The sequence below is a fragment of the Streptomyces sp. NPDC044106 genome (assembly GCF_056433985.1).
In genome coordinates this window covers 96,224-111,481 of the sequence record NZ_JBWKFZ010000023.1, presented here as the reverse complement: position 1 = coordinate 111,481, position 15,258 = coordinate 96,224, and the positions used below count along the sequence as shown (strand labels likewise).

The 15,258-nt window shown below is 71.1% G+C and carries 7 protein-coding genes and 1 pseudogene; 6 read left to right on the top strand and 2 right to left on the bottom strand.

Annotated elements, in window-relative coordinates; genetic code table 11:
* Positions 1-248 precede the first annotated feature (248 nt).
* Both AC07DI_RS32650 and AC07DI_RS32645 read left to right on the top strand, forming a co-directional pair.
* Positions 249-3,197 (top strand): FAD-binding and (Fe-S)-binding domain-containing protein, encoded by a 2,949-nt coding sequence (locus AC07DI_RS32650; protein ID WP_478908103.1) that lies wholly within the window; start codon positions 249-251, stop codon positions 3,195-3,197.
* Between the two features lie 169 nt (positions 3,198-3,366).
* A complete protein-coding gene (locus AC07DI_RS32645) occupies positions 3,367-4,854 on the top strand; it encodes a Gfo/Idh/MocA family protein (protein WP_478908101.1) in 1,488 nt (495 codons plus the stop codon).
* 133 nt (positions 4,855-4,987) lie between these two features.
* On the opposite strand, the gene AC07DI_RS32640 is transcribed toward AC07DI_RS32645, so the two are convergent.
* Positions 4,988-6,607, bottom strand: coding sequence for a peptide-N4-asparagine amidase (locus tag AC07DI_RS32640; RefSeq protein ID WP_478908099.1), 1,620 nt, complete (start codon positions 6,605-6,607; stop codon positions 4,988-4,990).
* Positions 6,608-6,659: 52 nt separating this feature from the next.
* Positions 6,660-7,406, bottom strand: coding sequence for a L,D-transpeptidase family protein (locus tag AC07DI_RS32635; protein ID WP_478908097.1), 747 nt, complete (start codon positions 7,404-7,406; stop codon positions 6,660-6,662).
* Positions 7,407-7,608: 202 nt separating this feature from the next.
* Here AC07DI_RS32635 and AC07DI_RS32630 point away from each other — a divergent pair, with 202 nt between their 5' ends.
* The 4 genes and pseudogenes from AC07DI_RS32630 (at position 7,609) to AC07DI_RS32615 (ending at position 15,145) form a co-directional block, all read left to right on the top strand.
* Positions 7,609-9,510: an ABC transporter transmembrane domain-containing protein gene (locus AC07DI_RS32630; protein WP_478908095.1), complete on the top strand. Its 1,902-nt coding sequence runs from the start codon at positions 7,609-7,611 to the stop codon at positions 9,508-9,510.
* Complete coding sequence (locus tag AC07DI_RS32625) at positions 9,507-11,288, top strand: ABC transporter ATP-binding protein (protein WP_478908093.1); 1,782 nt, start codon at positions 9,507-9,509, stop codon at positions 11,286-11,288. Before AC07DI_RS32630 ends, AC07DI_RS32625 begins: the two co-directional genes overlap by 4 nt.
* A gap of 315 nt (positions 11,289-11,603) precedes the next feature.
* Entirely contained in the window at positions 11,604-13,304 is a 1,701-nt protein-coding gene (locus AC07DI_RS32620; RefSeq protein ID WP_478908091.1) for an ABC transporter transmembrane domain-containing protein, read from the top strand.
* A pseudogene (locus AC07DI_RS32615) lies at positions 13,301-15,145 on the top strand (ABC transporter ATP-binding protein). Before AC07DI_RS32620 ends, AC07DI_RS32615 begins: the two are co-directional and overlap by 4 nt.
* Positions 15,146-15,258 lie beyond the last annotated feature (113 nt).

Sequence of the window (15,258 nt, the reverse complement as noted above, 5' to 3'; positions counted from 1 at the left end):
ACAGCACGGCCCATTCATCATCGGAGAGTTCATGACGGCGCACCACGGCAAACATGATCCATCACACAAGACGATCTTTGAAGACGCCCCCTAGGGCTTTTCGGCAACGCGGCGAGCGTGCGTGCCAGGCGGCGACCACCCGGCCGGGGATATGACACAGGCTCTGACACCATCGGTCCACCGGACATCGCCGCCGGTACCCGTGCCGAGGGCGATGGGCAGGCCGCCGCAACCGCCGAGGAGTGCTCATGCCACTGCTGGAGCCCGAGCCGGACGCCCTGCGCCCCGGTCCCGCCTCGCGCACGCGGGGCCCGTCCCACGACCGGGTGCCGGACCGGCTGGCCCCGGGCACACCGGAGCCGCTGCGCTCCGAACTGACCGCGCTGCTCGGCGCGGAGAAGGTCCTGACGCACGTCTCCGACCTGGTGCGGTACGCCTCGGACGCCAGCCCCTACCGCTTCGTGCCGCAGGTCGTGGTCGTCCCCGAGGACATCGACGACGTGTCCGCCGTCCTCTCGTACGCGCACGGCAGAGGCCGCGACGTGGTCTTCCGGGCGGCGGGCACGTCACTGAACGGCCAGGCCCAGGGCGAGGACATCCTGGTCGACGTGCGCAAGCACTGGTCGGGCGTCGAGGTGCTCGGTGCCGGCGAGCGGGCCCGCATCGGACCCGGCACGACGGTCGTGCGCGCCAACGCCGCTCTCGCCCGGTTCGGCCGGGTGCTCGGCCCCGACCCTGCGAGCGCCATCGCCTGCACCGTCGGTGGCGTCGTCGCGAACAACGCCTCGGGCATGACCGCGGGCACCACCCGCAACTCCTACCGCACGGTGGCCTCGCTGACCTTCGTCCTCCCCTCCGGAACGGTCGTGGACACGGCCGAAGAGGACGCCGACGCACAGCTGGCCCGCGCGGAACCGGCCCTGTGCGAGGGCCTGCTGGCGATCAAGCGTGAGATCGAGGCCGACGCCGGGCTGGTGGCCCGCATCCGCGCCAAGTACGAGATCAAGAACACCAACGGCTACCGCCTGGACGCCTTCCTCGACGGCTCGACCCCCGTGGAGATCCTGCGCGGCCTGATGGTCGGTTCCGAAGGCACCTTCGGTTTCATCTCCGAGATCGTCTTCGACACGTTGCCGCTGGACCGGCACACGAGCACCGCCCTCCTCTTTTTCCCCTCGCTGCCCGCTGCCGCCGCCGCGGTTCCGCTGTTCAACGCGGCGGGCGCACTCGCCGTCGAGCTGATGGACGGCAACACCCTGCGCGCTTCGGTGAGCGTTCAGGGGGTGCCCGCCGACTGGGCCGGTCTTCCGAAGTCGACGGCGGCCCTCCTCGTGGAGTTCCGCGCTCCGGACGAGGCCGCCCAGACCGCGTACGAGTCGGCCGCCGCGCGGGCCCTCGAAGGACTCGAACTCGTCGCACCCGTCGCCTCGGTGACCAACACGTTCACGCGCGACGCGAAGACGATCGGTGGTTACTGGAAGGCGCGCAAGGCGTTCGTCACCGCCGTCGGCGGCTCGCGCCCCTCGGGGACGACACTGATCACGGAGGACTTCGCGGTTCCGCCGGGCCGGCTCGCCGAGGCCTGCGAGGCGCTCCTCGATCTCCAGACCCGGCACGGCTTCGACGCCGCCGTCGCGGGCCACGCGGCGCACGGCAACCTCCACTTCCTGCTCGCCTTCGACGCTGCGGTCCCCTCCGACGTGGAGCGCTACGCCGCCTTCATGGACGCGTTCTGCCGCCTGACCGTCGAGCGATTCGACGGTTCGCTCAAGGCCGAGCACGCCACGGGCCGCAACATCGCACCGTTTCTGGAACTCGAATGGGGGCCGCGGGCAACGGAGTTGATGTGGCGCACGAAACAGGTCATCGATCCGGACGGGATCCTCGCTCCGCGCATCGTCCTCGACCGTGGCCCGAAGGCCCATCTGCGCGGCCTCAAGACCATCCCCAAGGTGGAGCCGATCGCCGACCCCTGCATCGAGTGCGGCTTCTGCGAACCGACCTGCCCCAGCGGTGACTTGACCACGACGCCGCGCCAACGCATCGTGCTGCGCCGCGAAATGGTGCGCCAGCCCGCGGGCTCCCCGGTCGAGGACGGCCTCGTCGAGGCGTACGGCTACGACGCCGTGGACACCTGCGCGGGCGACTCGACCTGCGGGATCGCCTGTCCCGTCGGCATCGACACGGGTGCCCTGATGAAGGACTTCCGGCATGCGCGGCACTCGCCGCGCGAGGAGAGGACGGCCGCGTTCGCCGCGAAGAACTTCAAGGCCGTCGAGGCGTCCGCCCGGCTCGCGGTGGCGGCCGCCGACAGGATCGGTGACCGCCTGCTCACCGCGGTGACCCGCGCCGCCCGCAAGGCCGTGCGCCCCGACCTCGTCCCCGAGTGGCTGCCGCGGATCCCCGGAGCAGCCGCGCGCAGGCTGCCGCGTACCACGCGCGTGGACGCCGCGGCCGTCTACTACCCGGCGTGCGTCAACCGCATCTTCGGCGGCCCCGGCGACCTCTCCCTGGCGCAGGCCGTGGTCGCCGTCTCCGCGCGCGCGGGGCGGCCGGTCTGGATCCCGGACGACGTCGCGGGCACGTGCTGCGCGACGATCTGGCACTCCAAGGGGTACGAGGCGGGCAACAGGATCATGGCCAACCGCATCGTCGACGCGGTCTGGGGCTGGACCGCGGGCGGCCGCCTGCCCCTGGTCGTCGACGCCTCGTCCTGCACGCTCGGCATCGCGCACGAGGTCGTGCCCTATCTGACACCGCACAACCGCGAGCTGCACCGCGAGCTGACCGTCGTCGACTCGATCGTCTGGGCCGCCGACGAACTCCTTCCGCGTCTGACGGTGCGCCGCACGGTCGGTTCCGCCGTGTTGCATCCCACCTGCTCCATGCAGCACCTCGGCGACGAGGCGCGGCTCCGTACCGTGGCCGAGGCATGCGCGGACGAGGTGGTGGTCCCGGACGACGCCGGCTGCTGTGCCTTCGCGGGCGACCGCGGCATGCTGCACAAGGAGCTCACGGAGTCGGCCACGCGCAAGGAGGCCGCGGAGGTCCTGTCCCGCTCCTTCGACGCCCATCTCTCGGCCAACCGCATGTGTGAGGTCGGCATGGACCACGCGACGGGCCGCGGCTACTACTCCGTGCTCCTGGAGCTGGAGCGCGCGACCCGTCCTACGGCGCCCGAAGAGCCCAGGTACTGACGGAGGCACTGGCCCTGGCACTGCTCCCGGTACCGGTACCGGTACCGGTACCGGTCCGATAAGTCCAACTGCCCGACCACTTCGGTCCCTTGCGCCCCGCTCGCACCCCCGTAAGGGTGGCTTCCGCCCCAGTGGCAGAGACCAGCCGCCTTTCAGCTACGGAGGTCCGATGCACGACGAGAACGCGACACCGACGCCTGACGGCGCCCACCCCGACGACTCCGCCGAGGGCGCGAGGGGAAGCGGCCGCTCGCGCCGCGCGGTGCTCCGGACCGCGGGCCTCGCCGGCGCCGGCCTGGGGGTCGGCGCCTTCGCGGGCGGCACGGCGCACGCCGAAACCCCGGCCGCCGGCACCCCCGCCGCCGCGGCCAACGCCGTGTCGGACACGGCTCAGAGCCCTACCCGTCGGGGCAAGACCATGATCGGCGTGCCGTTCCAGCGGCGCTCCACGGTCCGGGTCGGGATCATCGGGCTCGGCAACCGCGGCGGCAGCATGATCGACCTGTTCCTCGCGATACCGGGCGTTCGCGTCGTCGCGCTCTGCGACCCGGTCAAGGAGAAGACCGCGGCGGCCGCGAAGAAGGTCACGGCCGCGGGCCAGCCCGCACCGGCGACGTACACCAAGGGCGAACACGACTACGAGAACCTGTGCAAGCGCGGGGACATCGACTTCGTGTACGTGGCGTCGCCCTGGGACTTCCACTTCGAGATGGCCAAGTCGGCGATGCTGAACGGCAAGCACGTTGGCGTGGAGTGCCCCATCGCCCTGCGGCTGGACGAGCTGTGGGAGCTCGTGGACCTCTCCGAGCGCACCCGCAGACACTGCATGCAGCTCGAGAACTGCTGTTACGGGAAGAACGAGATGCGTGTCCTGCGGATGGCGCACGCGGGCAAGTTCGGCGATCTGCTGCACGGCGCGGGCGCTTACAACCACGACCTGCGCGGCCTCATGTTCGACCCCGACTACTACGAGGGTCCCTGGCGGCGCCTGTGGCACACCCGACTGCGCGGCGACCTCTACCCGAACCACGGCTTCGGTCCGGTCGCCAACTACATGGACGTCAACCGCGGTGACCGCGTCACGCACATCTCCAGCTTCGGAACGCCCTCCCTCGGCCTCGCCCAGTACCGCAAGGAACACATGCCCGCGGGTGACCCGAGCTGGAAGGAGACGTACATCGAGAGCGACCGCACGATCAGCCTCGTCCAGACGGCGAAGGGGCGGGTCATCCGTCTGGAGCATGACGTCTCCACGCCCCATCCCTACAGCCGCATCAACAGCCTCGGCGGCACACGGGGCGTCTTCGAGGACTACCCGGAGCGCATCTACATCGAGCCCGACCACACGGACGACGAATGGGGCGACTTCGCCGCGTACGCCGACTTCGACCACTGGTTGTGGAAGGAGCATGCCAACCCGCCCGGCGGGCACGGCGGCATGGACTACATCATGATCTTCCGCCTGATGCAGACCATGCGGCTCGGTCTGGTGCCGGACTTCGACGTGTACGACGCCGCGACCTGGACGTCCCCCGTGCCGCTCAGCCATCTGTCGATCAAGGCGAAGGGCGCGCCGCAGGCGATCCCCGACTTCACGCGCGGCCTGTGGAAGAAGGCCCGGCCGGGCCTGGACTCGGAGAAGCCGAAGGAGGAGTGACGCAGGCAGCCGGGACTCCCTGCCGACCGAGGGGCAAGATCTAAGAGGCACGGGTCTTGATGCGGGCCCGGGTGGGCTCGGCGTCGGTACGCGGACCGCCGAGCCCTCCCGGGTCCCGTCCCGCCCGCTGCTCTCAGCAGCGTCGGCGGTCCTCCGTCAGGGTCCCCTGAACGGTGGAGAGGGTGCGGTCGTAACAGCCCGCGTCGCCGATGAGCCGGTAGCGCTCGCGCGATGTGCCCACGGCATGCCGCTGATCGCGCGGCACGTTGGCGGTGTACGTCGCGTCGCCTTCGTAACGGTCGTCGAGCACCACCCGGTCGCTCCGCCGCCCATCACCGGTCGTGACGCTCTCGGCGCGGTCACCGAGGGAGATCGTGGTCCGCAGCCGGTCACCGGCGCCGAGGATCGTCGTGCCGTCCATGGTGTACGTCCGGTCGGTGCGCACGGCGCGGTGGTCCGTCGTGACCGTCTCCCGGTCGGTCCAGGTGGCCTTGAGCGCGTCCATCGCCTCACCGTCGGTCCAGCGGTGGACGGAGGTGTTCGCGAGGGCGCGGGTCACGGTCGTCGTCACGCGTCCGTGGGAGGTCTTCACGTACCCCGAGAGGCTGAGCCGGTGGCCACCCTCCGTGTCCAGCCGGTGCGCCTCCCCGCCGGACCCCGGCCTGTATGTCGACTCGTTCGCGACTGCGCCCTCTTGGTGGCGGGTCAGCCGGCCCGTGACGTGGTCGCTCTTCTCGTCCTGCCAGACCAGGACGTTGACCGGGGTGCTCCAGCCGGTCTGTGCCTCGGGGACGCCGACCACGGAGACCTCGACCTGGTGCGGACGGCCGTCGTTGAGGATGCCGGCGAACGGGGTCAGGTCGTATTCGACGGGTTTGATGTCGAAGGCACGGGGCCCCGGGATCACGTACCAGAGGAAGGGGTTGGACCAGCCGCCGGTCCACACGGTCGGGAACGGCGCGGCGACACCCGCCAGTTGCCCGTCGACCTTGACCTGCACCTCGCGGTAGGGGCCGTTGTCGGCCTTGCAGGAGTAGGGCGCGGTAGCGGACACCGTCAGATACCAGTACTCCTCGCACCCACCGCCGGATCCGGTGGCGTACACCTCGGCGACGATGCGTTCGCTGTTGCGCGGGGTGGTGAGGGTGGTGCTGTCCCCCAGCGGGATGACCCGGTCGGGGGCCGGCGCCTGCGTGTGCCGGTGGCCCCGGCTCTCCCGCTCGTAGAAGGTCAGCGTTGCCTTGACGTCGATGATCCCTGTGTACGTGTCGTTGACGACGTTCCCGATGAGCATCTCCACCTGCTGGTGGCGGCTCAGCGTCTCGCTGTATCGGGTGACGTCCTTCTCCACGGACCAGGTGATGCCGTCCGCCGACGGCTCCGGAGTCGACGTGCGAAGGATTTCGACACCGCCGATGCGGAGGTAGCCGAGACGGTCGTACTGCCGTCCCTTGACCTTTCCGTCGAGGCGCAGCACCACCTTGCCCCACTTCCCCGGGCGTCCCTCACCGCACCGCTTCGGCGGGTCGTACGTTCCCACGTACGGCGTGAAGTCCTTGAGCTGCGCTTCGGCGACCGCGACTTCGCAGGATCGGGTGTGCGGCTTCGGCACTGGTGGTGCGGCGGTGACCGGGTCGTGCCAGTCGCTGCCGAACTCCGGCGGCGGTGCGGCGGCCGCGGCTGGGCCCGCGCCGAGGAGGGTGCTCGCGGCGAGGGCTGCCCCGACGAGCATGGACATGACGCGTCTTCTCATGGGTGATTTCTATGGGCCATCGCCCATCACCGCAACGGTGCTGACCACCGGCTCATGCCCGCAGGTTGGCCCTGTCCCCCATCACCACTACCGGATGCTGCTTCGGGTCGAGCGTGCGCAGCAGGGACTCCATCCCCGACTTGGACAGGCTCACGCAACCGGAAGTGCCGCTGCCGTGGTCCATGTGGAGCCAGATGCTGCCGCCCTTGGCCTGGCCCTGCGGGCGCGTCGGGTCGTTCGGCGGAGTCCCCTTGGCGCGGTTGTAGTCGATGGCGATGACGTAGTCGAAGTCGTGCCAGTGCGTCTTGGGCCAGTAGTGCGGGGCCTGGATGGACGCCGACTTCGTGTAGGGCAACTTGGCGCCGGGGTCCGCGAGCACCCCTCCCGCGTCGGTGAGCGTGAACACGCCGACCGGGCTGCGCTTGTCGTTCTCGTGGTGGTCGGTGGTCCAGCCCTTCTTGCCGTTGTGCGCGGGCCAGCTGCGGGACTTCTGCCAGGTCGTGTCCTTGTCGCCCGACTTCGTGTAGAGGACGACGGTCGACTTCGCCGAGTCCACGCCGTCGCCGTAGACCGCTACCACCTGACGGGAGTTCTTCGGAATCCTGGACTGCAGGCCGTCGCCCACGTCTGGGATGCGCCGGAGATCGGCGGCTCCTGCGCCGCTGCCTTGCCCCGCGCTCCCGCCGTGCCCGGCCTCACCCTTCCCCGCAGCGTTGTCGTCCCCGTCCCCGCAGGACGTCAGGAGGACACCGCAGGCCGCTACCACGACCACCGTTCGCACCACACCGGCTATACGCATCCGCCCATGGTCGCACCCGAGCCACGGCACCCCCGCCAAGCCCCGCGGCCGAGGCCGGGACCGGGCCGATTCTTTACCCCGGAACGGAAAATCGTTTGCTTCGGACCACCGCGCGAGGTGAACCTTTCACGGTTTGTAACCGCCGTCCGCTTCCTCGGTCATCGCCCGGAGCGACGGCCGCCGCACCGAGTCCTGGGACATCATGCAGATTCGCGACCTTCCGTATCCCGACCCCGGCGTCCCCGATGCCCGGTCGGGACCGCGCTTCTTGCTGTGGCTCGGCCGCAACCAGTTGGGCGGACAGCTCAAGTCCCTCGCCTGGGGCCTGCTGCACTTCAGCTCGATCGCCGGCCTGCCGTACCTGGTCGGGGTCGCCGTCGAAGCCGTACTCGACCGCTCCGGTGCACGGCTCGCCCTCTCGGGCGCACTGATCGGCCTCCTCGGCATAGCCATCGCCGTCGGTGACACGATGCTGCACCGCACCGCCATCACCAACTGGATCACGGCCGCCGCCCGGGTGCAGCAGCTGCTCGCCCGCAAGACGGCCGCGCTCGGCTCCGCGCTCACCCGGCGCGTCGCCGCCGGTGAGGTCGTGGCGGTCTCCACCGGCGACGTCGAGAAGATCGGATGGTTCGTGGAGGCGCTGTCGCGATTCGCGGCTGCCGCGTTCACGGTCGTCCTGGTCTGCGTCGGGCTCGTCCTCTACCAGCCCGCCCTCGGCGTCGTCGTGGCGGTGGGCATCCCGGTGCTCGCGCTCGCCGTGCTCCCGCTGCTGCCCCGCGCCACACGCCGGGCGGACCTCCAGCGCGAGAAGGCGGGCCGGGCCACCGAGCTGGCCTCCGACACCGTCGCGGGCCTGCGGGTACTGCGCGGCATCGGCGGCGAGGAACTCTTCCTCGACCGCTACCGCAGCGCGTCCCAGGAGGTCCGCACCGCCGCGGTGCGCAGTGCCCGGATGTGGGCCGCCATCTCGGCGATCCAGGTTCTGATGCCGGGCCTGCTGCTCATCGCGGTCGTCTGGCAGGGCGTCCATCTCGCCCGCGATGGCCGCATCACGGTGGGCGAGCTCGTCACCGTCTACAGCGCCATCATGATGCTCAACTACCCGCTGCGGCACTTCGAGGAGATCGCCATGGCGTACTCCTTCTCGCGCCCCTCCGCGACACGGGCGGCGAGGGTTCTGGCTCTGCGACGGACGACGGAGGCGGTTTCCGGGGGTGCTACAGGTGAGGCCCGCGCCGGGGATGCTGGGGTTGCTGGGGATGCCGGGGGTGACTGCGAGCACTCCGTAGGGCGGGGCGCCGACCCGGTGCTTCCCGCGGGAGGCCCGCTGGAGCCGTCCGGTGACCTGTACGACCCGGCGACCGGCCTGCTCGCCCCGGCCGGACGGCTCACCGCCGTGGTCTGCGGCGACCCCGACGAGGCGGGTCGACTCGCCGAACGGCTCGGCGGACACCCCGCGTTCGAGGAGGCAGCCGCTCTGCCGTCCGTACACCTGGGCGGCGTGCCGCTCGACGACCTGCCCCTGGACACCGCCCGCACCGCCGTCCTCGTCCAGGACAAGGACCCCGTCCTGCTCTCCGGGACCCTCCGCGCACTTCTCGACGTACCGGGCTCAGGGGCGGTCAGCCCTACGGAGGCGCTGACCGCGGCGCAGTGCGGCGACGTGCTCGACGCGCTGGCGCAGGCATCGGTGGACGACGACCCGATGGCCGCCCATCTCACGGAGCGCGGCCGCTCCCTCTCCGGAGGCCAGCGCCAACGCCTCGCCCTGGCCCGCTCGCTGGTCACCGACCCGGAAGCACTGGTGCTCGACGAGCCGACGTCCGCCGTCGACTCGCACACCGAGGCCCGGGTCGCCGACGGCATCCGGCAGCTGCGCCGTGGACGCACCACCGTGGTGCTCACCTCGTCGCCGCTGCTCCTGGACCGCGCCGAACGTGTCGTCTTCCTGGCCGACGGCAAGGTCGTGGCAGTGGGCGAACACCGCGAACTGATGCACGACGAACCGCGGTACCGCGTCGTCGTGACTCGCGAGACCGACGCCGAACGCGTCACCGCACAAGCCGCCCTGACAGACTTCGACATCGAGGAGACGGCATGACCGGCCTGGCTCCCCCGGCCTACGATCCGGCCCTCCCCACGACGGCGGAGACGCTGCCCATAGGCTCGACCGCGACCGTGCGCGCCTACGTGGGCGAACTCTTCCAGCGCCACCGCCGGTCCTTCCTGCTCCTCATCCTCGTGAACACGCTCGCCGTCGTCGCCTCGATGGCAGGCCCCTACCTGCTCGGTGGCCTGGTCGAGGAGGTCTCGGACGACACCCGTGACCTCCATCTGGGGCTCACCATCGGGCTGTTCGCTTTCGCGCTCGTGGTGCAGGCCTACTTCGTGCGCGAGGTGCGGCTGCGCGGGGCGGTGCTCGGCGAGCGGATGCTGGCGGACCTGCGGGAGGACTTCCTCGTACGCTCCGTCGGGCTGCCGCCCGGCGTCCTGGAACGGGCCGGTACCGGCGACCTCCTCTCCCGGATCACCACGGACATCGACCGTCTCGCCAACGCCATGCGCGAAGCCGTGCCGCAACTCGCCATCGGTGTGGTGTGGGTCGTGCTGCTGCTCGCCGGTCTCACGGTGACCGCGCCCCCGCTGGCGCCCGCCGTACTCGTCGCCGTACCCCTGCTCGTCGTGGGCTGCCGCTGGTACTTCAAGCGCGCGCCGTCCGCCTACCGTTCGGAGGCCGCCGGGTACGCCGCCGTGGCCGCCGCCCTCACCGAGACCGTCGACGCCGGACGCACGGTCGAGGCCCACCGCCTCGGTCCCCGTCGCATCGAACTCTCGGAGCGCCGCATCAAGGAGTGGACCGCCTGGGAGCGGTACACCCTCTATCTGCGCTCGGTCCTGTTCCCGGTCATCAACTTCACCCACACGACCGTGCTCTGCTCGACTCTGATGATCGGCGGTGTCTTCGTCCTCCAGGGCTGGATCGGCGTGGGGCAGCTGACCACCGGTGTGCTGATCGCGCAGATGCTCGTCGACCCGCTCGGGATCATCCTGCGCTGGTACGACGAGCTGCAGGTCGCCCAGGTCTCGCTCGGCCGGCTCGTCGGTGTGCGCGACATCGAGCCGGACAGCGGCGACGCCTCCGTGGTGCCGAACGGGCGCCACGTGCTCGCCGACGACGTGCACTTCGGCTACCGCGCGGGCGTGGACGTCCTTCGCGAGGTGTCCCTCGCCGTCGAACCCGGCTCGCGCGTGGCCCTGGTCGGCCCGTCCGGAGCGGGCAAGTCCACTCTCGGCAGGCTGCTCGCCGGGATCTACGGACCGCGGACCGGCCGCGTCACCCTGGGCGGCGCCGCCTTGTCCGCCATGCCCGCGGAGGAGGTACGCGCACATGTGGCCCTGGTCAACCAGGAGCACCACGTCTTTGTGGGCTCTCTGCGCGACAACCTCCTGCTCGCCAGGGTCGGGGCACGCGACGCCGAACTCTGGGCAGCGCTCGGCGCGGTCGACTCCGCCGACTGGGCACAGGCCCTCGACGACGGTCTGGACACCGAGGTCGGCTCCGGCGGCTTCGCGCTGACGCCTGCACAGGCGCAGCAGATCGCTCTGGCGCGACTGGTCCTCGCCGATCCGCACACCCTCGTCCTGGACGAGGCGACCTCGCTCCTCGACCCGCGCGCGGCACGGCACTTGGAACGCTCCCTCGCCCGCGTTCTGGACGGCCGCACCGTCGTGGCGATCGCCCACCGACTGCACACCGCACACGACGCGGACGTGATCGCGGTGGTCGAAAACGGCCGGATCACCGAACTGGGCAGCCACGACCAACTGGTGGCGGCTGACGGTGCGTACGCGGCACTGTGGCGGTCCTGGCACGGGTAGGAGGCGTGCGAGAGGCACGAAGGTGGGGCACGCGTGCGGCACGGGGCGCTCGGACGTGGGACGTGTGGGCGTAGGAGTTGTGGACGTGAGGCTAGTGGGCGTGGGGCACGCGTTTATGGAACCGATGTGCGTGCGGTCGGCGTGCATGCGGCCGGTGTGGATGCGGTCGGCGTCCGTGCGGTCAGCGTCGGGCGGAAGTTGAACCGATGGCGGATAGCACCCGGCATCCTGCCGCAGTGGTTCGACGGGCGAGCGAGGGCACTCGCGCCCGGGGTGCCCTGCCACCATCCACACAGGGATGGCCAGGGTGCGTGGATGGCTGCATCGCCCACGGATCCCGGCACCCCTGACCGTCGCGGGCCTGCCCGCTACCTCTGGTGGACGATTGTCAGCCAGCGCCAACGCGTCGCTCTGGGCGCGCTGCTGGGCAGCGCCTGGATGATCTGCCTGACGCTTCCCCCGTACGTCCTGTCCCACGCCATCGACGACGGCCTGCTGCCCGGCGACCGGCCCGCCCTCCTCGGCTGGTCCGCCGCCTTGCTCGGCATCGGAATCCTGAACGCCTGGCTGGCGATCATGCGGCACCGAACGATGACCAGGATCCGGCTCGACGCCTACTTCCGGACGGTGCGTGTCGTCGTCGGCCACGCGACCCGGCTCGGCGCCGCGCTGCCGCTCTCCGTCTCCGCGCTGCTCGCCGTGGTGGTGCTGGTCGGCGTGCCGCTGCTCGCTGTACTGATCGGTCCTTTCCTCGGCCGGCTGCAGGGGGCGGAGACGGACTACCGGGAGCGCCAGGGCACACTCGCCGCGATACTCGGGGACCTCGCGGGCGGTCTCCGCGTCCTCAACGGACTCGGCGGCAAGGGGGCATTCGCCACCCGCTACCGCGAGGCCTCGCGCAGGCTGCAGGACGAGGGCTACCGGGTCGGGTCGAGCATGAGCTGGATCCAGGCCTTCGGCCTCGGCCTGCCCACCCTGTTCCTGGCCGCCGTGACATGGCTCGCCGCGCGCATGGCCGCACAGGGCACCATCACGGTGGGCGAGTTGGTGGCTGTCTACGCCTATGTCGCCGTGCTCGTGGTGCCCGTGACATTCTTCATCGAGGGCGGCTACGACATCGGCCGAGGCCTGGTCGCCGCGCGGCGCGTCGTGGACTTCTTGAACCTGGAGCGTGGTGGCGACACGGCCGGTGCGAGACTCCCCGGAGGGTCCGCCCGTCCGCTCCCTGCCCCCAGAGCACCGTCCGTGCTGCGCGACCCGCAGTCCGGGGTCGAGGTGGCACCCGGGACCTTCACCGCGCTCGTCAGCGCTCGTGCCTCGGATGGCACAGACATCGTCGATCGCCTCGGCCGGTTCGCGCCCTCCCCCGCCACCTGGGGTTCGGTCCGCCTCGACACCGTCGCACTCGACGAGGTGCGCGCACGGATCCTGGTGGCGGACAACGAAGCCGACCTCTTCGCCGGTACGCTGCGCGCGGCGCTCTCCGGGCGCCGGTCCCCGGATGAGGTCGCCCTCGCCCACGCGGTGGACGCGGCCGTGGCCCGTGACATCGTCCTCGGACTGCCGGACGGCTTCGACGCCATCCTCGATGCGCACGGCCACAACCTCTCCGGCGGGCAACGCCAGCGCGTCCGGCTGGCCCGCGCCCTCGTCGCCGACCCGGAAGTCCTCCTTGCCGTCGACCCCACGTCGGCAGTCGACGCCCACACCGCGGCAACCATGGCGGCCCGTCTGCGCGCCGCCCGCAAGGGCCGCACCACACTCGTCACCAGCACCTCCTCTCTCGTACTCGACCAGGCCGACGTCGTGTACTACGTGGTCGACGGCCGTGTCGCCGCCATCGGCCGGCACACCGAGCTGCTGGCCGGGCGCCCGGACTACCGGCGCTTGATGCTGCCCGACGCCGACGCCGACGCCGACGAGGGCGAGGGCGATGTGGCGCATGAGCCGCACGCGCCACGAGACCGCACGCCTTCCCACCCTTCCGCCGAGCCGGATCATGAGGCACTCCGATGACGCCCGCAACGCCGGCCGGCCGTGGCGACGGGGCCGATCCCGGAGCCGGGCACCTGCCTGTAGCCAGCCGCCGCCAGGTCCGCCAGGCCGCTGTCCGCCTCATCCGCCAGGACACCGGTGCCTTCATCACGATGATCGTCTTCAATGCGCTCGCCGCGGCCGCGGGCCTTGTCGGACCGTGGCTGCTCGGGCGCATCATCAACACGGTCAAGGACGGCGGAGGTGTCTCCGCCGTCGACCGCCTGGCGCTCGGCATCCTCGCCGGAGCCCTCGCCCAGCTTCTCCTGGCGCGCCACGCCCGCTACCTCGCCCACCGTTTCGGTGAGCGGACCCTCGCCCGTATCCGGGAACAGTTCGTCGACCGGGCGCTCGCCCTGCCCGCCTCGGTCGTGGAACGGGCCGGTGCGGGAGACCTGACGGCCCGCGGCAGCACTGACGTGGCGACCGCGGGGCAGGCGCTGCGGGATACGGGCCCCGATGTGTTCGTCGCGGCCGTACAGGCGCTGTTCATTCTCTGCGCCGTCTTCCTGCTCGACCCGCTGCTCGGTGTCTGCGGCGTGCTCGGTCTCACCGGCATCTGGTTCGCTACTCGCTGATACCTGCGCCGGGCCCGCTCCGCCTACCCCCAGCAGGGAGCGGCCCACTCCTCGCTGGCGGAGGTGCTCGCCGCCACCGCGACCGGAGCCCGCACCGTCGAGGCCTTCGGTCTGCAGGGCCGTCGTGTCACGGAGAGCGAGGCGGAGATCGAGGCGGAGATCGAGCGGTGCCTCACTGCCCACGACCGGACGTTGTTCCTGCGCAGCGTTCTCTTCCCTTCCATCGACATCTCGTACGCCGTGCCGGTCGTCGTCGTGCTGCTCGTCGGCGGCGCCCTGCACGAGCAGGGTTCCGTATCCCTGGGCATGGTGGTCGCGTCGGCTTTGTACCTGCGCCAGCTCTCCCAGCCGCTGGACACGATCCTTCAACAGGTCGAACAGCTGCAGAGCAGTGGTGCCTCCTTCGCCCGGGTCGAGGGCCTTGCCGCCGCCCCTGCCGAGCCGGCCGATCCCTCCACCCCGCCCGTCGTCCCTCGGATCCCCGGACCTGGGGGCACGATCGAGCACCAGCGCATCGAGATCCGCGGGGTGCGCTTCGCGTACGGCGCCGGTGGCGAGGTCCTGCGCGGCGTCGATCTCACCGTGCGCCCCGGTGAACGCCTGGCGATCGTCGGCCCCTCGGGAGCGGGCAAAAGTACCCTCAGCCGTCTCCTGGCAGGCATCGACGCCCCTACGGCAGGGGCGGTGACCGTCGGCGGCACGCCGATCGTCGAGCTGCCGCCCGAGCGGCTGCGGCGTCAGGTCGTCCTCGTCACGCAGGAACACCATGTCTTCCTGGGCACCGTGCGTGACAACCTGCTCATCGCGGCGGAGTCCGCCACGGACACCGAACTGAGCGCCGCCCTGACCGCGGTCGGCGCCGACTGGTCCGGCGGCCTGCCGGACGGGCTGGACACGGAGCTGGGCCCCGGGGGCCATCGGTTGCACAGCGCCCAGGCCCAGCAATTGGCACTGGCTCGCGTGGTGCTCGCCGATCCGCACACGCTGATCCTCGACGAGGCTACCGCGCTCCTGGATCCGGCGACGGCACGTCATACGGAACGGGCCCTGGCCGCCGTCCTCCGCGGACGCACCGTCATCGCCATCGCCCACCGCCTGCAGACGGCCCACGACGCGGACCGCGAGGCGGTCATCGAGGATGGCCGGCTGACCGAGCTCGGCACCCACGACGAGCTCGTGGCAGCCGATGGCAGCTACGCCGCGCTGTGGCACTCCTGGCATGGGGAGCACCCGCCCGCACCCTGAGTGATGGCGGGCTTTGCCTTGGTCTGCGTCCGGGCAACAGCCGTCCCCGGGCGGGCGGCCATCCCTGCGAGGACGACGACCCGCCCGGCCAAAGTCTTCGTCCTGCGTTCGAA